This window comes from Asaia sp. HumB (assembly GCF_030263835.1).
Classification (GTDB): Bacteria; Pseudomonadota; Alphaproteobacteria; order Acetobacterales; family Acetobacteraceae; genus Asaia; species Asaia bogorensis.
The window spans coordinates 1737591-1758904 of sequence record NZ_JARPML010000002.1; the positions used below are offsets into that span (position 1 = coordinate 1737591).

At 61.3% G+C, this 21314-nt stretch carries 23 protein-coding genes; 11 read left to right on the forward strand and 12 right to left on the reverse strand.

Annotated elements, in window-relative coordinates:
• Positions 1-3: 3 nt before the first annotated feature.
• On the forward strand, positions 4-1278 hold the full coding sequence (locus tag P5689_RS08940; RefSeq protein WP_023977867.1) for an adenosylmethionine--8-amino-7-oxononanoate transaminase: 1275 nt from the start codon (positions 4-6) through the stop codon (positions 1276-1278).
• Positions 1275-1748, forward strand: coding sequence for a nuclear transport factor 2 family protein (locus P5689_RS08945; RefSeq protein WP_285532886.1), 474 nt, complete (start codon positions 1275-1277; stop codon positions 1746-1748). The genes P5689_RS08940 and P5689_RS08945 overlap by 4 nt, the downstream gene beginning before the upstream one ends.
• Before the next feature lie 120 nt (positions 1749-1868).
• Here the strand turns inward: P5689_RS08945 and P5689_RS08950 are convergent, their stop codons facing one another.
• From P5689_RS08950 to P5689_RS08960, 3 genes are read right to left on the reverse strand one after another with little or no spacing between them, the layout of a single operon-like run.
• Positions 1869-2894 carry a WD40 repeat domain-containing protein gene (locus P5689_RS08950; protein ID WP_081866718.1) on the reverse strand — a complete coding sequence of 342 codons (1026 nt, stop codon included), beginning with the start codon at positions 2892-2894 and terminating at the stop codon, positions 1869-1871.
• 5 nt (positions 2895-2899) lie between these two features.
• Entirely contained in the window at positions 2900-3862 is a 963-nt protein-coding gene (locus tag P5689_RS08955; RefSeq protein ID WP_051395805.1) for a GTP-binding protein, read from the reverse strand.
• Positions 3863-3876: 14 nt separating this feature from the next.
• Positions 3877-5262: an O-antigen ligase family protein gene (locus P5689_RS08960; RefSeq protein WP_081866717.1), complete on the reverse strand. Its 1386-nt coding sequence runs from the start codon at positions 5260-5262 to the stop codon at positions 3877-3879.
• A gap of 107 nt (positions 5263-5369) precedes the next feature.
• Between P5689_RS08960 and P5689_RS08965 the strand changes: the two genes are divergently transcribed.
• Together P5689_RS08965 and P5689_RS08970 are read left to right on the forward strand one after the other, a co-directional pair.
• Complete coding sequence (locus tag P5689_RS08965; RefSeq protein WP_235075406.1) at positions 5370-6362, forward strand: aldo/keto reductase; 993 nt, start codon at positions 5370-5372, stop codon at positions 6360-6362.
• 142 nt (positions 6363-6504) lie between these two features.
• The gene (locus tag P5689_RS08970) at positions 6505-6963 is read left to right on the forward strand and encodes a hypothetical protein (RefSeq protein WP_023977874.1); all 459 of its coding nucleotides are present in this window, start codon (positions 6505-6507) and stop codon (positions 6961-6963) included.
• Positions 6964-7069: 106 nt separating this feature from the next.
• Here P5689_RS08970 and P5689_RS08975 read toward each other — a convergent pair whose 3' ends face one another.
• The 4 genes from P5689_RS08975 to P5689_RS08990 form a co-directional block, all read right to left on the reverse strand.
• A complete protein-coding gene (locus tag P5689_RS08975) occupies positions 7070-8113 on the reverse strand; it encodes a hypothetical protein (protein ID WP_285532887.1) in 1044 nt (347 codons plus the stop codon).
• A gap of 81 nt (positions 8114-8194) precedes the next feature.
• Positions 8195-8740: a cytochrome b/b6 domain-containing protein gene (locus tag P5689_RS08980; RefSeq protein WP_285532888.1), complete on the reverse strand. Its 546-nt coding sequence runs from the start codon at positions 8738-8740 to the stop codon at positions 8195-8197.
• Complete coding sequence (locus P5689_RS08985) at positions 8737-9819, reverse strand: catalase family peroxidase (protein ID WP_285532889.1); 1083 nt, start codon at positions 9817-9819, stop codon at positions 8737-8739. Before P5689_RS08985 ends, P5689_RS08980 begins: the two co-directional genes overlap by 4 nt.
• 147 nt (positions 9820-9966) lie before the next feature.
• Positions 9967-10212 (reverse strand): DUF1272 domain-containing protein, encoded by a 246-nt coding sequence (locus P5689_RS08990; RefSeq protein ID WP_081866716.1) that lies wholly within the window; start codon positions 10210-10212, stop codon positions 9967-9969.
• Positions 10213-10465: 253 nt separating this feature from the next.
• Here P5689_RS08990 and sodC point away from each other — a divergent pair, with 253 nt between their 5' ends.
• Complete coding sequence (sodC, locus tag P5689_RS08995; protein ID WP_408868570.1) at positions 10466-10993, forward strand: superoxide dismutase[Cu-Zn]; 528 nt, start codon at positions 10466-10468, stop codon at positions 10991-10993.
• Positions 10994-11040: 47 nt separating this feature from the next.
• Here the strand turns inward: sodC and P5689_RS09000 are convergent, their stop codons facing one another.
• Together P5689_RS09000 and cobT are read right to left on the reverse strand one after the other, a co-directional pair.
• A complete protein-coding gene (locus P5689_RS09000) occupies positions 11041-11814 on the reverse strand; it encodes an adenosylcobinamide-GDP ribazoletransferase (protein WP_285532892.1) in 774 nt (257 codons plus the stop codon).
• Positions 11815-12837: a nicotinate-nucleotide--dimethylbenzimidazole phosphoribosyltransferase gene (gene cobT / locus P5689_RS09005; protein WP_285532893.1), complete on the reverse strand. Its 1023-nt coding sequence runs from the start codon at positions 12835-12837 to the stop codon at positions 11815-11817.
• Positions 12838-12884: 47 nt separating this feature from the next.
• On the opposite strand from cobT, the gene cobU reads away from it, so the two are divergent.
• The 3 genes from cobU (at position 12885) to P5689_RS09020 (ending at position 15526) form a co-directional block, all read left to right on the forward strand.
• Positions 12885-13379: a bifunctional adenosylcobinamide kinase/adenosylcobinamide-phosphate guanylyltransferase gene (cobU, locus tag P5689_RS09010; protein WP_122038673.1), complete on the forward strand. Its 495-nt coding sequence runs from the start codon at positions 12885-12887 to the stop codon at positions 13377-13379.
• A gap of 63 nt (positions 13380-13442) precedes the next feature.
• Positions 13443-14081, forward strand: coding sequence for a cob(I)yrinic acid a,c-diamide adenosyltransferase (gene cobO, locus P5689_RS09015; protein WP_285532895.1), 639 nt, complete (start codon positions 13443-13445; stop codon positions 14079-14081).
• A gap of 14 nt (positions 14082-14095) precedes the next feature.
• Complete coding sequence (locus P5689_RS09020) at positions 14096-15526, forward strand: cobyric acid synthase (protein ID WP_285533871.1); 1431 nt, start codon at positions 14096-14098, stop codon at positions 15524-15526.
• Positions 15527-15632: 106 nt separating this feature from the next.
• On the opposite strand, the gene P5689_RS09025 is transcribed toward P5689_RS09020, so the two are convergent.
• Positions 15633-15974 (reverse strand): hypothetical protein, encoded by a 342-nt coding sequence (locus P5689_RS09025; protein WP_285532896.1) that lies wholly within the window; start codon positions 15972-15974, stop codon positions 15633-15635.
• Between the two features lie 367 nt (positions 15975-16341).
• Here P5689_RS09025 and P5689_RS09030 point away from each other — a divergent pair, with 367 nt between their 5' ends.
• Positions 16342-17250: a LysR family transcriptional regulator gene (locus tag P5689_RS09030; protein ID WP_285532897.1), complete on the forward strand. Its 909-nt coding sequence runs from the start codon at positions 16342-16344 to the stop codon at positions 17248-17250.
• A gap of 81 nt (positions 17251-17331) precedes the next feature.
• Here the strand turns inward: P5689_RS09030 and bluB are convergent, their stop codons facing one another.
• Both bluB and cbiB read right to left on the reverse strand, forming a co-directional pair.
• A complete protein-coding gene (gene bluB / locus P5689_RS09035; RefSeq protein WP_285532898.1) occupies positions 17332-17988 on the reverse strand; it encodes a 5,6-dimethylbenzimidazole synthase in 657 nt (218 codons plus the stop codon).
• Entirely contained in the window at positions 17985-18986 is a 1002-nt protein-coding gene (gene cbiB, locus P5689_RS09040) for an adenosylcobinamide-phosphate synthase CbiB (RefSeq protein ID WP_285532899.1), read from the reverse strand. Before cbiB ends, bluB begins: the two co-directional genes overlap by 4 nt.
• Positions 18987-19027: 41 nt before the next feature.
• Here cbiB and cobD point away from each other — a divergent pair, with 41 nt between their 5' ends.
• On the forward strand, positions 19028-20044 hold the full coding sequence (gene cobD, locus P5689_RS09045; RefSeq protein WP_285532900.1) for a threonine-phosphate decarboxylase CobD: 1017 nt from the start codon (positions 19028-19030) through the stop codon (positions 20042-20044).
• 105 nt (positions 20045-20149) lie between these two features.
• The gene (dusB, locus tag P5689_RS09050; protein WP_285532901.1) at positions 20150-21253 is read left to right on the forward strand and encodes a tRNA dihydrouridine synthase DusB; all 1104 of its coding nucleotides are present in this window, start codon (positions 20150-20152) and stop codon (positions 21251-21253) included.
• Positions 21254-21314 lie beyond the last annotated feature (61 nt).

Sequence of the window (21314 nt, forward strand, 5' to 3'; positions counted from 1 at the left end):
GGCATGCCATCCGACAAGCCTTCTGCGAGCCCCGTCTGGCTGCCCTATACACAGATGCACACAGCACCTGCGCCGCTCACTGCGGCGCGGACGCAGGACACGCGCATCGTTCTGGAAGATGGCCGCACGCTGGTGGATGGGATCGCCTCGTGGTGGACGGCCTGTCACGGTTATAATCATCCCCATATACGCGCCCGGGTGGCGGCCCAGCTTGATACCATGCCCCATGTCATGCTTGGCGGGCTGGTTCATCGGCCGGTCATGGAGCTGTCAGAGCGTTTGACGGCACTCCTGCCGGGCGATCTCGCCCATTGTTTTTTCACTGACAGCGGTTCGGTGGCCGTCGAAGTGGCCATGAAAATGGCGATCCAGTTCTGGCTCAACCGCGGTGAAAAAGGACGTACGAAGCTGCTCTCCTTTCGCGGGGGCTATCACGGTGACACGCTTGCGACGATGTCGATCTGCGATCCTGAAGAGGGGATGCACAGCCTCTTCAGCGGTGTGTTTCCTGAACAGGTCATTGCTGATTTACCCCTCGATGCAGCACGCTATGAGGCACTCGATCAGCTTCTGACGCATCATGCGGGCAGTATCGCGGCAATCATCACCGAGCCTCTGGTACAGGGTGCTGGTGGTATGGTGTTCCATGCCCCCGAGGTGCTTGCCCGACTACGGCAACTGGCCGACAAACATGGCGTGTTGCTGATACTCGATGAGATTTTCACGGGTTTCGGGCGCACAGGCACCATGTTTGCCTGCGAGCAAGCCGGGATTGTGCCCGATATCATCACCCTCTCCAAAGCCCTGACCGGTGGCACAATGGCTTTGGCAGCAACCGTTGCGCGCCGCCATGTCTATGAGGCGTTTCTGTCCGAATCACCCATGGCCGCGCTCATGCATGGTCCAACTTTCATGGCCAATGCCCTGGCCTGCGCCGCCGCCTGTGCCTCGCTTGATCTTTTCGAGCGTGAGCCGCGCCTGGCTCAGGTCGCCGCGCTTTCGACGATGCTGCGTGACCAGCTGGAGCCCTGTCGCGCTCTGTCTGGCGTGCGCGATGTGCGCGTGCTGGGGGCGATCGGTGTGGTCGAGCTTGAAGCGATCGAGGATATGGCCGGGCTCAAGGCCGCGCTTGTTGCATGTGGCGTCTGGGTCAGGCCGTTTCGCAATATCATCTATCTCACACCAGCCTTCACGATCACCTCAGAGGATCTGGCGTGCCTCACGACGGCGATATTCACTGTTGTGCAGGCGCGGGCGTTCAGAAGGGCAAGTTCATGACCAAAGACCCTGTGGCTCTGGTTCCCCCCTTTACCGCAGAAACGGCGCGGCTGAAGGTACGTCGTGCCGAGGATGCATGGAACAGCCGCAACCCGTCTCAGGTCGCACTGGCGTATAGTGTCGAGAGCCAATGGCGCAATCGCAATGAGTTCCTGCAGGGTCGCCCAGCTATTGTCGCGTTCCTTGAACGCAAATGGGCTGCCGAGCAGGATTACCGGCTGATCAAGGAGCTCTTTGCGTATCAGGATGACCGTATTGCCGTGCGTTTTGCCTATGAGTGGCACGACCCCTCGGGCCAGTGGTTTCGCTCCTACGGGAACGAAAACTGGGTTTTCGACGCACAAGGCCTGATGGCGCAGCGTATGGCGTCGATCAATGATCTTGCCATCAACAGCGCTGATCGGCTGTTCCACTGGCCGCAGGGCCGTCGCCCGGATGATCATCTGTCATTGAGCGAACTCGGCCTGTAGTTCTTAGGAGGTGTGCCTCCCCTTTCGGGCATGCACACCCTTTTTGATCCTGCTCGACTGACAGGTTTCCCAAGGACGTATGTCCTTGGGTGGGGGATGGGGCAAAGCCCCATGAACAGTCTAGCCCGCCGAAGAAAGATCAATGGCGGCAATCACGCCGTCATCCGTACCGAATACCATCGCACCACCCAGCGGGGAAAAGACCAGGCCGGTTACCTTGCCACGTTTGCCAAGGCAGATGGGCAGGATACGCTCGGAGCCGAGTTCGGCGAGAAGCACCGAGCCGTCTTCAAAGCCTGCTGCAATGATATCGTTCTTGGGGTGGGCCGCAACGGCCGAGCAGAACACGCCGGGCAGGCGCGCAAGTTCAGTCGGGGGCTTGCCCATCGGGCCGCCGCCGAAGAATGGCCAGAGCACGATGGCATCGGCGCCTGAGGTCGCAAGCCAGCGCCCGTTACGGGTAAAGGAGAGCGAGGTCACGCGCTTGGGGTAGCCGCTCATGCGCATGTTATGGCTGTCAGACAGGCGCCAGCCATGCAGGTCGTTTTCCTGCATCGCGGTCACGAGGGCCTCGCCAGCCGGATGAATGGCGAGGGTGGTGTGACTGCCCTTCCATTCGAGGGGGCGAACCGTGTCCACTTTCGCGCCAACAAACCACATCGACACGCCGTTATAATGCGACGCGGCGACACGCTTGCCCTTGGCGTCAAAAACGATGCCGGTAACGGTCGAGGGGTGCTCAAGGGTCTTGAGGGTCGTCTCGCCGGAGGCGTTGCGGATCTCAAGCTGCTTGCCGGTCGAAAAGGCCAGATGGTCAGGGGTCGTGGCCACGCAATCCACCCAGCGGCGGCCCTTGTGCAGTTCGCTCACCGTGCCATCGGGCAGGGTGCGGCACAGGCGGTTATCCTCGCCACCGCTGACGAAACCGGCCTTGCCGGTATCGGCAGCGAGGCAGAGCACGGCACCGTCATGAGCCTCGATGCGCTGCCATGTTTCAGGATGCTTGATCCCGGCAACAGGGATCAGGAAGATCTCGCCTTCGACCGTGCCGAGCGCGAAGGTCTGGCCGTCGCGGGCGCAGGCGGCGACGGTAACGGGCGAACCAATGGTCTTTTCCGCGCCGCGTGTGGCGAGGAGTTCAGTCATCTCGCTCATGCGCGGCAGCTTTCAAAGCCACGACGAAGCTGCGGACGGTTGAGGTTGCGACCGATGAAGACGATGCGCGATTCCTTGCTCTCGCCCTCCTTGCCTTTGCCGATATAGTCGCCATCGGCCATCATGTGCACGGCCTGGAACGAAAAGCGCTCATCCTTGCCCGCAAAATGCATGATGCCCTTGGACCGCAGGATATCCGCGCCCTGTTCCTGAAGGATCGCGCCGATCCACGCCTGGAAGCGCTGTTCGTCAAGCGGCTCCTCGACGGCGAAGGACATGCTGGTAACGCCCTCCTCATGCGAGTGCTCGTTGTTCTCAAGGAAGTCCGGCATGGTTTCCAGCGCGCGTTCGAGGTCGAACCCGCCCTGATCGAGCACAGTGCTGAGTGCCACGGCGCTGTGCTGGGCACGATGGATCTGCACGCTGGCATTAATCCAGCGCAGACGCGCCTCGATGGCCTCAAGCCCGGCTTCATCCACAAGATCGGTCTTGTTGAGAATGATCACATCCGCAAACGCCACCTGACGGATCGCCTCGGGGCTTTCGTCCAGCGTCTGGATGACGTTATAGGCGTCCACCACGGTCACGACGGCGTCGAGGCGTGATTTCTCGCGTAGGTTTTCGTCCACGAAAAAGGTTTGGGCCACGGGGGCCGGATCGGCAAGACCGGTGGTCTCGACGATGATACCGTCAAACTTGCCACGACGACGCAGCAGGCTGCCGAGGATACGGATTAGATCGCCGCGTACGGTACAGCAGATGCAACCGTTATTGGTCTCGAACACCTCTTCATCCGCATCGACCACCAGATCGCCATCGACGCCCAGTTCGCCGAACTCATTGACGAGAACAGCATATTTGCGCCCGTGCTCGCTCGAGAGGATATGGTTGAGCAGCGTGGTTTTCCCGGCACCGAGAAAGCCGGTGAGAACGGTGACGGGGATCTTGGTCTCGGACATCGGCACTCCGGGTCTTAGCGAGAGGTTACGTTTGGCACAGCATATAGGGTTGCCTTGTCGCGAGGAACAGAGGCGGCCCCCAAGGTCGGGGCCCCCAGGGCCGCTGCCTCGGCCAGTCCGACGCCAAGCAGCATGAAGGCCCATCCGCCAAGAGGCAGGTTGAGGAAGTCACTGGCTGAGGCAAAGGGCCATTCCTGAACGAAGAAGGCCGCGAACAGGCCGATGCGCCAGGCATGATGAGCCCCTTGCACAGGCCAGAGTGCACGCAGGCACGCAAAAACCAGCCCACCGAACAGGAAGAGCCCCGGTAGTCCGGCATTGGTCAGCGCCTGCAGATAGTGATTATGCGCGTGCTGCACACAGATAATCGTGCCGCCGCCATCGCTGGCTGTGCTGAGCCAGGGCAGACCATGCAGATAGGCCGGATTGGCGCAGGCATGACGGAAGGCGTCGTAACCGAGCCCGGTGACGGGATGGGCCTGCGCAATGACAATCGCACGGGTAAAGACCAGACCGTAATGCGACTCCCAGAAATGCGAGAGCTGATGAGCGGCCAGCACGATCAGATGTTGAAAGGCCTGAGGCGCAAGAACGCGCACCAGCAAGACCAGAACGGGCAGACTGAGGGCCCCGACCAGGGCAGCAGGGCGCAAAGGGCGATAGAACAGGGCACAAATGCCGATCCCGAGCGCGGTAAGCGCCATGGGAATACGCTGCCCGGCCAGGACCATAATCCCCAGCACAATAACAGCCAGCCCACTCATGGCCATGAAAACGGGGAGGGTTGTTCTGTGCGGATTGCCGTTGCGCGTTCCCGGGGAGCCTGTGGCAGGTGCCTTGATGGGGCGGGCCATCAGCCAGGCGCAGCCCAGCATCATGACCGGCAGAACCAGACGGGAGAAAGGCGCTGCCGCTCTGGGGTGGGCATAGGGTCCGGTCAGCGTCCCGTCGATATAACGCGGGTAACCGAAGAGATTATGCCCGAAGATGGCCTGCACCAGGAATTGCAGCACGAAATATCCGCAACAGGTGACCAGGACCCAGCGCATTGTCGCCCGTGATGGTTCATCGCGCAGCGTCCAGACCTGAAGGGCTGCCGCCATGAGGGGAAACCGTATGGCGAGAATGGACTGCGTGAGCGCCTGCGACGAGCCAATACCGATATGGGGCAGTGAGCAAACAATCTGCCAACCCCACCACAGCAGGGCCACACGGACCCAGAACTGCCGACCCCAGCCCCAGCCAAGCCCCAGCGCCGATTGCGCCAGCAGGCCGACGGCCAGCAGGTCCATCATGATCTCTGAAAACAGCCTGCCATGAGTCAGAAAGACAGGCAGAAGCAGCGTCGCCCCGAAACCAAGGCGATCAAGCACGGAAGTAAGGCGGGCGCGGCGTGTCATGATCTGCGGTGATGCCCGCTCGGCGCATCAGGCGCAAGTGAGGCAACGAACACGGTTCTCCACCGTATGAAACAGCATGTGACCTCACACGAATGGAGAAACCCCTCATGACAGCCGACACGATCAGCATCAGGAATATCGACAAGCCTGTAACACGCATCGCCTTGGGAACATGGGCGATTGGCGGCTGGATGTGGGGTGGCCCCGATGACGACAACGCCATACGCACCATTCACAAGGCGATCGATAATGGCATCAACTTCATCGATACAGCGCCAGTTTACGGATTTGGCCACAGCGAGGAGGTTATCGGTCGGGCGCTGGAGGGCGGCCGACGCGACAAGGTCGTGCTGGCCACAAAGCTTGGTCTGGCCTGGACAGATGACCAGAAAGTCTATCGTGACAGCCGCCCCGAGCGCATCCGCAAGGAGGTGGAAGACTCCCTGCGACGCCTTGGGACCGATGTGATCGATCTGGAGCAGGTGCACTGGCCTGACGGCAAGACCCCGGTTGAGGAAACCGCCCATGAGCTGGAAAAGCTTCGCCGCGAAGGCAAGATCCGCGCCATCGGGGTCAGCAATTTCTCGGTTGATGATATGGACCGGTTCGGGGCCATCACCCCGATCAGCACCATCCAGCCGCCCTACAACCTGTTCGAGCGCGTCACCACCGAGCGTCACATCCTGCCTTACGCCAAGGCTCATGACGCAATCGTGATGGCTTATGGTCCGCTTTGTCGCGGCCTTCTGGCAGGCAAGATGACGGGTGAAACGCATTTCCCAAAGGATGACCTGCGCAGCAGCGATCCGAAATTCCAGCAGCCGGTATTCGGGCGTTACCTCGCCGCTGTCGAGGCGCTGAAGGCCATCGCCGCGCGTCACGACAAATCCATGCTGGCGCTGGCCATTCGCTGGGTGCTCGATCAGGGACCGACTGTGGCGCTTTGGGGCGCACGCAAGCCCGAGCAGATTGATGGTGTGGCCGAGGCCTATGGCTGGTCACTGAGCGATCAGGACAAGGCCGAGATCGAGACCATCCTGCGTGACAACGTGCCTGATGCCATCGAGCCGGATTTCATGGCCCCGCCGCAGCGCGACTGAGCCATCCCCCGAGCGCCCTTCGTGCAGCGTTGGCCCACCTTGAGGTCAACGCCTCGCGATCATGCAGGCGGGGTGGGAACGAAAAGCGATGCAGGGAGTTAACGAACCGCAACGCATTCCCTTTCTGAGAGGAACAATAACAATGCGCTCATTTACCCGCCGTGCCCTTGCTGCTTCGACCTTTGCCGCTGCGGCTCTGGCCGTCATGCCGGTAGCGCATGCAGCCCCCGATGCACTGGGCACCCCCGTTGGCCACATCACCCTGATGGCGAAATCCGCCGATGTGGGCATTGGCTATACCTGGGGCCAGGGCACGCTGACCTATGGTCACAAGACCTATCGCTTCAAGATTTCGGGCGGCAATATTGCTGCTGTCGGTTTCTCGAAAATCGAGGCAACGGGTGTCGTCTATAACCTGAAGAACCTGCATGATTTCGATGGTGGTTACGGCGCTCTGAACGGCGACGCGACGCTGGATCGTGGGATCGGCGGCGCTATTCTGAGCAACAGCAATGGCGTGAAGATCAAGATCACGACCGCAACACGCGGGGCGCATCTCGCCGCTGGCGGTCAGGGTCTGTCTTTCCAGCTGGTTGACTAAGCGTTTCAGCCGGACTGAAATGGGAGAAAGCGGCCACCCGGCCGCTTTTTTCATATCCGGGAGCCTGTTGCTGAGTTGGCACCAGTTCTTCCGCTGCCTGCGCTCTTCAATCCAGCAAGGCGGCAAGATGCTCCAGCATGTCGGCCCGTTTCATCGTGACCCAGGCTTCGGCGGCGTCACGCCCCCAGTGAGGATAAGCTACGGCGGCGAAACTGCCCCATGCCTGCCGATAGGTCAGAAAAGCGCTCTGGGCCTTTTCGATGTCGCTTGAGTTGATGGTTGTGCCGCCGATGTTCTGATGGCCAGCGAGGCGTTTCAAGGCCGCTTGCATGCGCGTATTGGCGGTATTGAGTTGGGCGCTGCCGAGAGGCGGCAGGGGCCTATGCCCGAGGCGCGCCAGCATCTGGGTGAAGTCGCGCAGTTGCAGCATGCGCTCCTGTATCTCGAAAGCCGCGCGCAGAGTGCCTGAGAGATCTGTCTCGTTGGCGGCGCGGGCCTCTCCCCAGAGTTTCTGTTGCGCCACAAGCGCGGAAAATGCCGAGCGGGCAGAGTGAGGGAGGCTGGACGCAAAATCCCGGATTTTCCGGTCCTCGGCTTCGCGCGCAATCCTTGCCTGATGGGCCGCGCAATAGCCGCCTGTAACGCCCGCCGTGGCGTCATGGCAGTAATCGAAAGGAGCCTTGTCCGTGCCTTCGGATATCGCCTGCAGATGCAACACTCGCAGGTCGCGCTCCGCCGGGGCAAAAGAGGTGGAACAGGCCAGATTCTGCGCATAGGCAATGTTGCGGGCGGTCCCCTCGCCATTGGCATAGATCATCATCAGCAGATGGCTGCCTGTATAACCCCACACAACCTGGGATGATTCCCGGGACTGTTCGGTAAAGGCACAGAGTCGTGCCCTGACGGTATCGGCCTTCATGCCGATACCAAAATACAGGGCCTCGCTGTCACATCCCCTCAACGCCTCGCGTTGCGCCGGATCCGGCCGGTCGCTCGCAGGGGGCGCACTCTGCTGCACGGCCGCACAGAGCGCATCGACCCGGCTGACGGTAAGAGCCCTGTCGGTTGTCTCACTGGCCAGAGCAGGCCGGGGCTGCCACGCCAGCAAGGCAAGGGCGAGACCATAGGCGGGGGAAGGGACACGCGGCATGGCAGGAGGATCCGGAGATGTTTTGCCTCCCATGAACCGTTGCCCCGTGGCTTTGCAAGAGGGCAGCGGAAGGCGCCGATGTCAGATCTCGTGATCCTGCCCCGTCATGCTCTGGAACACCCTGTCGCGCCTGATCAGGAAATGAAAAAGCGCCGCCCCGCTATGAGCGAGAATGAGTCCGAAAAGACAGAAGGCCAGTATGGTATGGGCAAGGCGTAGCCAGCCCCAGAGCGCTGCATCATGCGGCAGGATCGGGGGCAAAAGAAAGCTGTGGCCCAGAAGCGGGATTGGGTAACCGCCCGCCGAGAGCATGGCCCAGCCGACCAGAGGTAACCCGATCATGAGCGCGTAAAGCGTCCAGTGCGACGCTTTGGCCATGAGCGCCATGAGATTCGGCAGATCGGCGGGCAGGGCAGGAGGTGGGTTCAGCCAGCGGTTGAGCAACCTCAGGACAGCCAGAAGCAGAATGGCCATGCCCAGCGGGCGGTGAAACGACACAAGGCTATGGTAGTGCGGCCCCACACCGGAGGCCATGAACAGACCAACAAAGATCATGATCAGAATCAGTACAGCCATCAGCCAGTGCAACAGGCGCGATGTCAGGCTGAAAACAGGGTGAGGGCTCATGATGCTTTCTCCGGCATCTTCTGCTCAAGCGTCGTGGGTGTGACGGCAGGCTGAGGCACGGGCTCGCGTGACCGTTCGGCAAAAGAGCGCATATAGGCCGCTGAACGGGCCTGAAGAACCGGATCGTCCGAGGCGCTTATTCCCTGCGGCAGGATCAGCGGATCATAGGTGATGCCGGTGCAGGGGCCGGTCTCCTCGCTCTCGATCCTGTCAAGCGTCAGGGTGCCAGCCTCGATCTGCCTGTCCTGCGCAGACCAGGCCCTGCTTGGGTCATTGATGGCATCGCCCGGACCGGCGAGGGTAAGCACCAGTGTCCAGCGCAGGGGATGAGCACTCATGGTCGCGGCAAGCTGCTCGAAGAGGGCGTCATCACCCGTCAGGGGGGTGGTTACGACATTCTCCGCAGGGCGCAGGGCGAAGCGCATAGGGGTTGTGCCCCCCTTGGCATCGTGCAGCAGAAAGGAATCGAGGCTGTTATAGCGATCGTTTTCAAATCCGGGGGTAATCGGCCTTTTGGCCAGCGCCGCGCCGGCTTCAGCCAACCACGGATGGGACGCTTTGAAAGCCTGCACGCGCGCTGGCTCCGGCTTGCCCGTGGCCGGGTCGGGGCGAACAGCGATCTGGAGTGACTGGAACTCCGCCGGTGTGCGAACCGGAAAGACAGGGATGTCATTGACGCCCATGCGCCATTCCTGCCCGTCCGGTGCTTCCAGACTCAGCGCCAGCGAGCGCACCTTGCCCGGTGCGTCACCCTGATAGGGCATGCCACCGGCAAGAGCGAAGCGCCCGATGACCGGCACGCGACCTGCCTCGAAGAAGGGGGCTGTGGAATAGGTGGCGGCGGCACCATTGCCCTCGAACCACCCGGTGACACAAACACCCTTGGCATGGTTGCGCCGAAAGCCCGGATGATGGCCGTCCACGCTCTGCAAGGCGCCGAGCAGTGTGTTCTGTGTGACCCTGTGGGGGCTCAACCATCCGCCAGCGACAGCGAAGCCGATGGCGAGCAGGCAGGGAAGAGACGCCACACCAAGCCAGCGCCACGCACCGGACGAGGGGCTTGAAGCCTTGTCTGCCATGACCAATCAGCCTTGTGTACCTTCGGGTATGCCGTGAGCTGTCAGCACCATGCTGGCAGGGCTCACGGCCTACGCATGGCCCGAGGTTAGAGCATCGACACGCAGGGTATTAGAAAATTCCGGTTTAAAAACGACTTTAGGAACGACTCAAAGGCCGGGGCAGGGTTGCTCCCGTAACACACGGTGCGTCGAGGCGGGGCTGGAGGCCAGAAAGCGTGATGGCCGAACAGGGCGGGGCACCAGATCACCGCTGCAATTGGGACATACGCCCTTGAGGTGATCGGTGGCGCAGCGCACGCAGAATGTGCACTCGAAAGAGCAGATCATGGCATCGTTCGTAGCGGGGGAGAGATCCGCGTCGCAGCATTCACAATTGGGCCTGAGTTCGAGCATGGTGTTGCCTCCTTGTGCCTGGGGGTAAGCGAAACCAGTTTCGGGCAGGAACGCGGGCGGCACAAGCGTGGCGCACGGTTCTGGACCGGGAATAACCGGGACGGCGCGTCAGAACGGCATGTTGCGAAGCGGTCTCAACTCAGGCAAGCTTTCCGTTTCCCGTCCAGAACCTTTCCCGGCTGTCATCCGTTTCGGAGCAGCAGCGTTCTCTTCAACGTCGAGGTCAGATCTCATGCGTCATGCCATGAACAAGATGCTTTCTGTTTTTCTCCTAGGGGGGGCAGTCATCGCTCTCTCCCCTGCTGGTCTGTCACGGACGCAGGCGGCAGACAGTGCTAAGGGCACATTGCTGGGCACGGACGGCAAGGCGCATGGAACGGTCAGCGTGACCGAAGCCCCGCGGGGTGTTCTGCTGCATATTACGGCACAAGGTCTGGCGCCCGGCTGGCATGGCATGCATTTCCATGAGAAAGGCAGCTGCACCCCACCGAAATTTACCAGCGCGGGCGGTCATGTTCATGCGGTGACGCCTGTCGTGCATGGTCTGCTTACGCCAAACGCGAATGATGCCGGTGATCTGCCCAATCTTTATGTGGCACCCGATGGTACGGCGACTGTCGAGCTGTATTCGACGCTTGTTTCGCTGCATGGTGTAGGCGAGCGGCCCGCGCTCAAGGATGCCGACGGTGCGGCGCTGATCATCCACACCAGCCCCGATGATTACACGACCCAGCCGATTGGTGGCGCCGGTGCGCGTATTGCCTGCGCCGTACTCGACTGACAGCGTTCGGGCCTCGTATTTCCGAACGGGTTGAGAGGCCCCGACGTTTACAGGGGCAGCTTGTCGAACCCGTGCAGGCTGGCCCCCGTCAGAACCACAAGCTCGGTGATGATGGCTGTTGCCCCCAGCACGTCGCCTGTGTAACCGCCAATCAGGCGATAGGCGACGCTGCACAGGCCAAGTGTGGCCAGACAGGCCACGAGAAAAAGAGATAGCGCGCCAAGTACGGAAAGCGAGCTGGCGATCAGGGCGGTCAGGATCATGGCAATCAGCAGGCCACGCGCTGGCAGATGGCGCAGCTCATGGGCCAGTCCATCGGCTCTGGCAGGACGCAGCCAGAGCAGGGGCAGCATGAGCGACAGGCGCGAGAAGGCCCCGGCTGTTGCCAGAATCGAGATGATATGGATCGGCTGGGCGGCAAGGGTTGTCATGGTGCCAGCCCGCAGCAGCATCAGCAGGCTCAGCGCCAGCCCGCCATAACTGCCGATCCGGCTGTCGCGCATGATTTCAAGCCTGCGCTCTGGCGTGCGGCCGCCAAAAAACCCATCCACCGTATCGGCAAACCCGTCCTCATGAAGGGCGCCTGTCAGGAAAAGCTGGAAGGCGATGGCCCAGCCAGTGGCAACGATGGCTGGCATGCCAAGGCGTATGCACAGCACCATCACAGTGCCGGTGAGCGCACCGATGGCGCCCCCGATCAGAGGCCAGCACCAGCTGGACCGTGTCAGGTCTATTTTTTTGCCGGGGGCGAGAAGCCAGCCTGTTGGCAGGCGTGTCAGCAGGCTGAGACCCGCAGCGAAATCTGCGCGAATGATAGGCATCTAGCTCTTTATTGATCGATTATTCTCATCAAGAACGGCAATATCATCAAAACTTGCCATGCCATTGTGGCAGGCGAGGGCCGCGCGCACAAGCGGGATGGCCAGAGCGGCCCCGGACCCCTCTCCAAGGCGCAGCCTCAGATCGAGCAATGGCTCAAGATCGAGATGGGTGGAAAGACGGCTATGGCCCTGCTCGCCCGAGCAATGGCCCAGCGCGGTGTGAGACAGGCCTGATGGATGCATCAGCGCCAGAGGCGCTACCGAAGCCGTTACGACAAAGCCATCAAGTACGACAGGTATGCGCCGGTGACGGGCGGCCAGCGTGGCCCCCAGCAGGGCGGCCAGTTCCCATCCGCCATAGCGTCGCGCGAGTTCCAGAGGCGGGTGTTCACGACCATGCAGGGCCAGCGCCGTATCGATGGCTCTGGCCTTGCGCGCGATACCGTCGTCATCCAGCCCTGCGCCGCGACCTGCCCATGTTGCGCCATCTCCGCCAAACAGGGCGGCAGCCAGCGCCGATGCTGCGGTGGTATTGCCCACACCCATTTCACCAAGGGCGAGCAGATCGCATTGCGCCGGGACGGCGTCATACCCTGTTGAGACGGCTTCAAGGAAGGCCTCTGTCGTGAGGGCCGGCGCGCATGTCAGGTCCGCGCTGGGGGTAAGGTCCCCCACGGGCACGACGTGAAGCGACGCACCAGCCTGACGGGCCAATTGGTTGATGGCGGCTCCACCCTGTCTGAAATTGCTGATCATGGCAGCGGTCACGCTGGCCGGCCAGGCCGAGACGCCCTGCGCCAGAACGCCGTGATTCCCGGCAAAAAGGCAGATGGCTGCCTGATTGATTTGCAGGGGACGCCACGCGCCGAACCAGGAAACGAGGGTTTCGAGACGTCCAAGGCTTCCAGCGGGTTTTGTCAGCCGTGCCTCTTGCTCCCTGATGGCGTCTTGTGCCGCAGCATCGGGCTCCGGCAGGGTTTCGCACGCGTTCCGGAGGGTTTCGAGAGAGCAGAAAGGTGACATGGCGCCTTTGTGTTGGGATAAGCCCGGTTCTGCAAGGGGGAGCGGTCATGAAAACCATACTTGTTCTGGGTGGTGCCCGATCCGGCAAGAGCCGCCATGCCGAAGCGCTCGTAACGGCGGAACCGGGGCCGTGGCGCTATATCGCGACGGGGCGTGCCTGGGATGATGAAATGCGCTCCCGCATTGCCCTGCATCAGGCACAACGCGGCGCCGGTTGGGAAACGATCGAGGCCCCCCTCGATCTGGCCACGGCGCTGGACGGCCCCGAACCGGCGCTTGTGGATTGCCTGACCTTGTGGCTCACCAACCTGATTCTCGAGGAGCGCGATATTGAACAGGCGACCGAAACCCTGCTTGATGCGCTGGACAGGCGCAGTGCCCTGACGGTGCTGGTCGGCAATGAGGTCGGGCTCGGCATCGTGCCTGAAAACGCCCTTGCACGACGGTTCAGGGATGAGGCAGGGCTGCTGCACCAGAAACTGGCCCAGCGGGCGCAGCGCGTCCTGTTTGTCGCGGCAGGCTGTGCGCTCGAAATGAAATGACCATGCATGTGGCCTCCTTCCGGAGGCTACTTCCTGAAGATGATGTGTTTGGAGACGAATGCGATGAGTGACCTGCCCGCTACCCCTGAGGGAGATCCTTCGGAGGCCGAACGTGATCGTCACCGCACGAAAATGCAGCGCCGCAAGGAGGTGCAGGACCGTGAGGTGGCTGAAAAGACGATCGAGAAAGGGTTGATCGCGGTTCATACCGGCCCCGGCAAAGGCAAATCCACAGCGGCTTTCGGCCTGGCCCTGCGTATGCTTGGTTATGAGCGCAAGGTGGTTGTCGTGCAGTTCATCAAGGGGGCATGGGATACAGGCGAGAGGCGGGCGCTCGCCCGCTTTGGCGATCTGGCCCAGTTCCACGCATTGGGAGAGGGATTCACCTGGGAGACGCAGGACCGTGAGCGGGACATTGCCGCCTGCAAGCGGGCCTGGGAGCAGGCCTGTGTGGCGCTGGCACGCGAGGATGTGGCGCTGGTGGTGCTGGATGAGCTGAATATCGCGTTGCGCTATGGTTATCTCGACGAGGCCACGGTGCTGGCAGGTCTGGGCAGCCGCCCCGCGCATCAGCATGTTGTTATTACCGGGCGTAATGCCCCGGCATGGTTGATCGAGGCTGCCGATCTGGTCACCGAGATGACCCTGGTGAAACATCATTTCCGTGATGGTGTAAAAGCCCAGCAGGGCTTCGAATTTTGAGCCCTCGCGCCCTGATGTTTCAGGGAACGGGCTCCAATGTCGGCAAATCTGTTCTGGTGGCCGGTCTGGCTCGGGCACTGACCCGGCGCGGGCTGCGTGTACGGCCCTTCAAGCCCCAGAACATGTCCAACAATGCTGCCGTAACGCCAGATGGTGGCGAGATCGGCCGTGCCCAGGCGCTTCAGGCGTTGGCCTGCGGGGTGGCGCCATGCGTGCACATGAACCCGGTCCTGCTCAAGCCGCAATCAGAGCATGGATCGCAGATCATTCTGCAAGGCAAGATCTGGGGGCAGCGCAAGGCGCGTGAGTATCAGGCGGTAAAGCCTCTTCTGATGCCTGCCGTGCTTGAGAGCTTCCATCACCTGCAAGCTCAGGCGGATATTGTGCTTGTCGAAGGGGCGGGCTCAGCCTCAGAGGTCAATCTGCGCGCCAATGACATTGCGAATATGGGGTTTGCCGAGGCGGCCGATCTTCCCGTTATCCTGATAGGCGATATCGACCGTGGAGGCGTCATTGCCAGCCTGGTTGGAACGCGCACGGTTCTGCCGCCCTTGGATGCCGAACGGATAAGGGGATTCATCGTCAATCGTATGCGTGGCGATGCCAGCCTGTTTGCCAGTGGCATGAGTTTCATTGCCGAGCACACCGGCTGGACACCCTGCGGTCTGGTCCCGTTTTTCCCTGCGATGCGCGAATTGCCTCCAGAGGATACGGGCGATCTGCCCGCCGGCTGGCAGGGGGCAGGTACGTGGCGTGTGGCGGTGCCGCTTATGCCCATGATTGCCAATTTCGATGATATGGATGCCCTGCGCGCCGAGCCAGCCCTGTCGCTGGTCTTCGTGCCGCCGGGTGAGGCATTGCCTGTCTGCGATCTGGTCATTCTGCCGGGATCGAAGGCGACGATTGCCGATCTGGATTTCTTCCGGGGGCAGGGCTGGGATATCGACCTGGCAGCGCATCATCGGCGTGGCGGTCATATTCTGGGGATCTGTGGTGGGTACCAGATGCTCGGGCGCAGCGTGAGTGACCCGCACGGTCTGGAGGGCACCCCTCAAACCCGCGAGGGGCTCGGATATCTCGATATCGAGACCAGTCTGATGCCCGGCAAGACCGTGCGTCAGACAGGCGGCCATCTTCTACCGTCAGGTGCCGCAGTTTCGGGTTACGAGATTCATGCCGGGGTTACACAGGGGCCGGCCCTGTCACGGCCCGTATTGTGCTTTGCCGATGGGCGGCTGGATGGTGCCTGTTCGGAGGATGGCCGTGTTCGTGGCACCTATCTGCATGGCCTGTTCGATCACGCGTCAGCGCGCGCTACATTCCTGTCATGGCTTGGCGCCGGATCTTCCCCGTTCGATAACAGGGCCCGTATCGAGACGGTACTCGATGCGCTGGCGGATCATCTTGAGGAGCATGTCGCGATCGATCGTCTCTTGTCGATCTGACGGGTCGCTTGCAAGGCGCTTTATTTTGCTTGTGTGCCGGGGAGAAGCCGGAAATTGCCACCGGTGGCCCGTCCGGCACGGGCCATGAGATGCAGAAAACCGGAATTCAGAAAGCGGGCACGGCCCGTGCCGTTTCGGAAAACAGCATACGCACGTAGTTCAGCGCGTCGAGCATGACGCCGTTTTCGCGCACCGAATAAGGGTCGCCCTTGACCGACAGGCAAACCGTCTCATCGGCGCTGGCAGCGGAAACCTTGGGGAGGTAGACCCGCGAAACATTCTCGAGCAGGTTCCAGACAACTCGGATCGATACAGGATCGTTCTGCACGTTGTCGAGAAGCCCTGTGTCCGTGCCGAGAAAAGAAATGGCGTCGTCCAGACCATCATTTACGGCGCAATGGGTTTCGCTGTCATCGTCAAGCGCGTGCGGAGCGCCATCGAATACCATCTTCGACTCATAATACTCGTGGTGAGAGTCAGAAAAATTGCGAACGAATGCGGCATTCCCCAGGGAATTATTCCAGCTGTTCACAGTTTCATTATGCAATGTCGAGGGTGGGTTAAATCTGTGCATCTCAATCTCCGGTCTTGTTTTTTATCGTGGGCCGCGTTTTCTAGAGAGACATTCGTAAAGGCGGTGTTACCTATTTGGTTCGTTCGGCGTATTTAACGATGTGTAACGAATAAGACTGTTGAGTATCTGAAGTTTCATCGTGTTTTTACGATCCTGAGCATCGGCTGAAATGCTGTGTAAAAACAAGGAAAAATTTTGCGACGGATCGTGCGGTTTTTTAGAACGATGCCTGAGGGAATCCATGAGAAAAAAGATAAATTTCAATGGCATGGTTTACTTTATATCGGTGGTTGAGGCGGGGTCGATCTCCGGTGCGGCGCGCACCCTTGGCGTGTCAAAAAGCGTTATAAGCAAGGCGATTATCGAACTTGAGGCCTTTCTGCAGACCGATCTGCTGATCAGAACGTCAAAGCAGATTCTCCCGACACGGGCTGGCGAGGTGTTCTACCAGCGCTGCAATTCAGGTGTAGAGGCTATCGAGACAGCTTTTCTCGATACGCAGAATCATGGCTCCATCCCCCAGGGCAAACTCCATATCCTCGCCAATGCCGCCTATGGGCGATATGTCGTCCTGCCGGTGGTTCATGCCTTCGCCGCACGATATCCGTCATGCCAGATCAGTTTTTCTCTGGGTGATGACGTGTCTGAAGCCAAGATGACATGGTTCGATGTGGCGATACGCACCCGTCCATTCGATGACCCTTCACTGCATGTGCGACGGATCGGCGGGTATGAGCGCCATCTGGTGGCGGGGCGTGGCTTTCTGGATCAGTATGGCCCGGTGGAGAGTTTCGATCAGCTCGCCCGTCTGCCGTTCATTGGCTATGTCGATGATCCCGGGCGGGATGGATGGCGCCTGTCTGCCGGCGGTGAGCCCCGCAGTCTGGGATCAAGCCCTTATCTGTCGCTGGGGCCAATCAACCTGATTCTTGAGAGTCTGATGGCCGGGCAGGGCTATTCGGTCCTGCCGAATTTCCTTTATGACCATCCGAGTGTCGCGTCCCAGCTGGTCAAGATCCTGCCCGAGTGGTCAGCCCAGAGCGGGGATATTCTGGCCTACGCCTACCCGACAAAACAGCGCTCGGCGGCGGTGCGTCTGTTCATCGACTGGATGAGCTGCGCCGCCCATGGGCTGCCTTTTCCCGATTGACGGGGGTGCAGCATGGGGCGGTCAGGCGTCAGGAGAGGCCAGATCGGGATCCGACAGCGCCGGACGTAATCCGGGCGCTGCTCAGCGCAGGATCCACCGATGACGATCGCCCGAGCGCTGCTCCCAGCCGCGTCTTTCCAGCTCGGGGGTGCTGTGCTCCTCCTCGGGATAGCCAACGCAGAGATAGGCCATGAACTGCCAGTGCGGATCGGCATCCAGAAGCGGGTTCATATGCGCCGGGTCGAGAATGGACACCCAGCCCAGCCCGACGTTATGGGCTTGCGCTGCCAGCCAGAAACCATGAATGGCCATGACCGCCGACCACTGGACCGTTTCAGGCATGGTCATGCGCCCCAGACCACGCCCCTGAGCGGGGTCGGGGTCACAGAAGACGGCAATATGATGCGGGGCATCCTCAAGCCCTGCGAGCTTGAGGCGGGCATAGGCCGTATTATCCGTGGCGCTTCTCGCGGCCAGAGCCTCGGCATTGCGCAGCACGAACTCCTGACGCACGGCCTCGCGGCGCTCGGGTGCGTCAATGCGCATGAAACGCCATGGTTGGCTGAGTCCCACCGACGGGGTGGCGCAGGTCACCGCCAGCAGATGGTCGAGCACCGCTTCAGGGACAGGGTCGCGCCGGAAATGGCGGACATCGCGGCGCCACTGGAACAACGTGTCGAGCCTGTCCCGAAAATCCTGATCGAAAACCGGCGCACTGGTACAGGCGGGGGGGCTCATGAGCATACTCCACAAAACAGGGCGAGCAGGAAGCCGCCCTGTATCAGGCACCCCAGACGGTAGAGTGTGAGGGCGCGGGCAAGATCGCGGGTGTCGGCCGTCATTTTCCCATCGCCCATCCAGGAATCGGCAATGACTGTGCCACCATACTGCCTGGGGCCTGCCAGACGCAAAGCAAGCGCGCCAGCCATGGCTGCTTCCGGCCATCCCGCATTGGGGGAGCGATGGCGGGAGGCATCACGCCATACCGTGCGCAGGGCACCCCGTGTCGAATAGCCCGGTGCCAGACTCGCCAGAACGAGCCAGAGCGCGGTCAGACGGGATGCCGGGATATTCACGCAGTCATCGCACAGGGCAGCGGCACGTCCAAAAGCCTCATGGCGCGGCGTCATATGACCGATCATGCTGTCTGCCGTATTGATGGCCTTATAGGCCACGGCGCCGGGCAAGCCGAAAACGGCCAGCCAGAAGACAGGGGCCACAACACCGTCAGAAAAATTTTCGGCCAGACTTTCCGTGGCAGCACGAACCACGCCGGCAAGATCGAGAGACTCGGGGTCGCGTCCGACAATCATCGCGACCGCCTTGCGCCCACCGTCAAGGCCATCTGCGCGCAGCCCGGTCAGAACCGCCCGTACATGATCATGAAGGGATCGCCCGGCAATCAGTGTGCTGGCCGCGCAGATTTCGAGGCAGAAAGTGACCGGCATGGGCAGGACGGCGCGGGCAAGAGCCTGTGCTCCGATCGTAAGCCCTGTCGGGACAGCGATGATGAGGACAAGTGCCAGCAAACCACGCGCCCGGATATCGACGATCGAGCGTTGCCCTCGGGGGGATGACGCGCAGGAGGGGAGATCGAGCGGATTAAGCCCCTTGTCCAGTGCCGTGATCAGCCGGCCAATCCATGTTACCGGGTGGCCAATGAGGCGGAACAGGGCGTCCGGATACCCGAACACGCTCTCTGTCACGAGAGCGCAAAGGGTCAGGAGAAGGAACATGGAGCAAGATGACCGCAAAGCATGAGGAACGGCATCCTAGCATGACGCCCTGGCCCGCGCATGGGGGCCAGCTGAGCACGCTGGCGCATCGCTTTCCGCAGGCTCCCACCCCCCTGATCGATCTTTCAACCGGCATCAATCCGTTCGCCTATCCCTTCACCCCGCCCGGGGCGGATGCTCTCTCGCGCCTGCCTGATCCGGCGGAGGAAGAGGCGCTGCGTCTTGCGGCATCACAGGCTTACGGCGTGTCGCCAGACCATGTGCTGGCGGGTCCGGGTACGCAGATGCTGATCGGGTTGTTGCCCATCCTGCTCTCGCGGCTGCAGAGCGTAGAGGGTGTTCGTATCCTGACACCCACCTATAGCGGGCACGAGGCCGCCTGGGCAGCAGCGGGGGTACCGATCACCTTCATTCCGCATGGTGCATCCCTGCCGATGCCGGGACGAAACATCGTTACAATCATCTGCGCGCCCAATAATCCGACGGGGCACGTTCTGAGTGCCGGAGAGATGGCCTCTCTCGCTGAAAGTCACGGCCATGCGGACGGGGTACTGGTCATTGACGAAGCCTTTGCCGATTTCCAACCCGTCAGTGCAGCATCCCTGCTGCCGCACAGGGCCCTGATCGTCTGTCGCTCTTTCGGCAAGACCTATGGTCTCGCGGGGGTCCGTCTTGGCTTTCTGCTGGGTACCCATCCGGTGCTTCATGCCATGCGGGAAGTCATGGGCCCTTGGGCCGTCAACACGGCGGGTTGCCAGATCGGGCGAGAGGCGCTGCTGGACACGGCCTGGCGCGACTCGATGGGCCTACGTCTCGCGCATCAGACGCAAATCCTGCGCCATATGTTGCATGATGCTGGCCTGGCATTTGTGGGAGGAACGCTGCTTTTCAGCCTCTGGCGAACGGCCCATGCCCAGGAGATATGGGAAAGGCTGGCGCAGGCCGGAATACTGGTGCGACGCTTTGCATGGGATGAAACCCTGCTGCGTTTCGGCCTGCCTGCGGACGAGGCCGCTCTGACCCGTCTGACCAAAGCGCTGGCAAGCCCGGCAAGCTGAACGATCCCGACGCGTGAGAAGCCGGGTTGTGCAAGGGACTCTCTGTGCCACGAGAGGCGATCTCTGATTGCTTCGCGCAAGGGCCGCCGGTATCCTTGGCCCATCATGAGCAATCTCTCCTCTTCCGACGTGGCTGGGTCGAGCCACGGCCTTGAACTACGCCCGATCGATCTTGGCGGCGGTGTCGTGATCGAGACGCCGGTCATTCTGGCGCCGATGTCGGGTGTTACGGATTTGCCCTTCCGTCAGCTGGCGCGTGATCTCGGTGCCGGGCTGGTGGTGTCGGAAATGATCGCCTCATGGGCCATGGTGCGTGAGAACGAGAACACCCTGCGCATGGCGCGCAGCGCCGAGAACGGCCCCAACTCCGTTCAGCTGGCAGGATGTGACCCCGAGGCGATGGCGCAAGCTGCCAGGATTGCCGTGGATCAGGGAGCCGACCTGATTGACATCAACTTTGGCTGCCCTGTGAAAAAAGTGGCGGTAGGGCAATCTGCCGGATCCGCGCTCATGCGTGATGAGGTCAAGGCTGCGGCCTTGCTGGAAGCCACGGTCAAAGCCGTTTCAGTACCGGTAACGCTGAAGATGCGCATGGGGTGGGATCATCAGTCGCTTAATGCCCCGCGCCTGGCCCGCATTGCCGAAGATGTCGGTATTCGCCTTGTGACCGTCCACGGGCGTACGCGCCAGATGTTCTATAACGGCACGGCAGACTGGCATTTCGTTCGCTCGGTGAAGGAAAGCGTTTCTCTGCCTGTGATCGTCAACGGGGATATCGTTTCCATCCAGAATGCCCGTGATGCGCTGGCGGCCTCGGGGGCGGATGGCGTCATGATCGGTCGCGGCTGCTACGGGCGGCCGTGGTTCCTGGCCCAGGTGGCGCAGTCGCTTCGTTCGGGCGAGAACATGCCGGATCCGGACCTTGAGACGGAGAAAGCCATTGTTCTGCGCCATTACGGGATGATGCTGGACCATTTCGGCGAGCGCCCCGGCCTTCGTCTCGCACGTAAGCACGTTTCCTGGTACTCGCACGGCCTGCCCGGTTCAGCCGCGTTTCGTGCCAGCATCAACAAGATGGACACAGCGCAGGATGTGATCGACCATCTCACGGCGTTCTACGACCAGCAGATCGCCAACGGGGTCGTGCGCGACCGTGAATCCACGCATCAGCGCCCCGATTCCGGCGATGTAGTTGAAGAAGCTGCCTGAATGACGCATTTTCTGCATCATGATGCGTCCCTGTATTCCGAACCTCTGCATTCTCTGAATG

Coding starts and splice junctions, on each gene's coding strand:
- P5689_RS08940 (WP_023977867.1), top strand. CDS start 4: ATGCCATCCGACAAGCCTTCTGCGAGCCCCGTCTGGCTGCCCTATACA.
- P5689_RS08945 (WP_285532886.1), top strand. CDS start 1,275: ATGACCAAAGACCCTGTGGCTCTGGTTCCCCCCTTTACCGCAGAAACG.
- P5689_RS08950 (WP_081866718.1), bottom strand. CDS start 2,894: ATGACTGAACTCCTCGCCACACGCGGCGCGGAAAAGACCATTGGTTCG.
- P5689_RS08955 (WP_051395805.1), bottom strand. CDS start 3,862: ATGTCCGAGACCAAGATCCCCGTCACCGTTCTCACCGGCTTTCTCGGT.
- P5689_RS08960 (WP_081866717.1), bottom strand. CDS start 5,262: ATGACACGCCGCGCCCGCCTTACTTCCGTGCTTGATCGCCTTGGTTTC.
- P5689_RS08965 (WP_235075406.1), top strand. CDS start 5,370: ATGACAGCCGACACGATCAGCATCAGGAATATCGACAAGCCTGTAACA.
- P5689_RS08970 (WP_023977874.1), top strand. CDS start 6,505: ATGCGCTCATTTACCCGCCGTGCCCTTGCTGCTTCGACCTTTGCCGCT.
- P5689_RS08975 (WP_285532887.1), bottom strand. CDS start 8,113: ATGCCGCGTGTCCCTTCCCCCGCCTATGGTCTCGCCCTTGCCTTGCTG.
- P5689_RS08980 (WP_285532888.1), bottom strand. CDS start 8,740: ATGAGCCCTCACCCTGTTTTCAGCCTGACATCGCGCCTGTTGCACTGG.
- P5689_RS08985 (WP_285532889.1), bottom strand. CDS start 9,819: ATGGCAGACAAGGCTTCAAGCCCCTCGTCCGGTGCGTGGCGCTGGCTT.
- P5689_RS08990 (WP_081866716.1), bottom strand. CDS start 10,212: ATGCTCGAACTCAGGCCCAATTGTGAATGCTGCGACGCGGATCTCTCC.
- sodC (WP_408868570.1), top strand. CDS start 10,466: ATGCTTTCTGTTTTTCTCCTAGGGGGGGCAGTCATCGCTCTCTCCCCT.
- P5689_RS09000 (WP_285532892.1), bottom strand. CDS start 11,814: ATGCCTATCATTCGCGCAGATTTCGCTGCGGGTCTCAGCCTGCTGACA.
- cobT (WP_285532893.1), bottom strand. CDS start 12,837: ATGTCACCTTTCTGCTCTCTCGAAACCCTCCGGAACGCGTGCGAAACC.
- cobU (WP_122038673.1), top strand. CDS start 12,885: ATGAAAACCATACTTGTTCTGGGTGGTGCCCGATCCGGCAAGAGCCGC.
- cobO (WP_285532895.1), top strand. CDS start 13,443: ATGAGTGACCTGCCCGCTACCCCTGAGGGAGATCCTTCGGAGGCCGAA.
- P5689_RS09020 (WP_285533871.1), top strand. CDS start 14,096: ATGTTTCAGGGAACGGGCTCCAATGTCGGCAAATCTGTTCTGGTGGCC.
- P5689_RS09025 (WP_285532896.1), bottom strand. CDS start 15,974: ATGGTATTCGATGGCGCTCCGCACGCGCTTGACGATGACAGCGAAACC.
- P5689_RS09030 (WP_285532897.1), top strand. CDS start 16,342: ATGAGAAAAAAGATAAATTTCAATGGCATGGTTTACTTTATATCGGTG.
- bluB (WP_285532898.1), bottom strand. CDS start 17,988: ATGAGCCCCCCCGCCTGTACCAGTGCGCCGGTTTTCGATCAGGATTTT.
- cbiB (WP_285532899.1), bottom strand. CDS start 18,986: ATGTTCCTTCTCCTGACCCTTTGCGCTCTCGTGACAGAGAGCGTGTTC.
- cobD (WP_285532900.1), top strand. CDS start 19,028: ATGACGCCCTGGCCCGCGCATGGGGGCCAGCTGAGCACGCTGGCGCAT.
- dusB (WP_285532901.1), top strand. CDS start 20,150: ATGAGCAATCTCTCCTCTTCCGACGTGGCTGGGTCGAGCCACGGCCTT.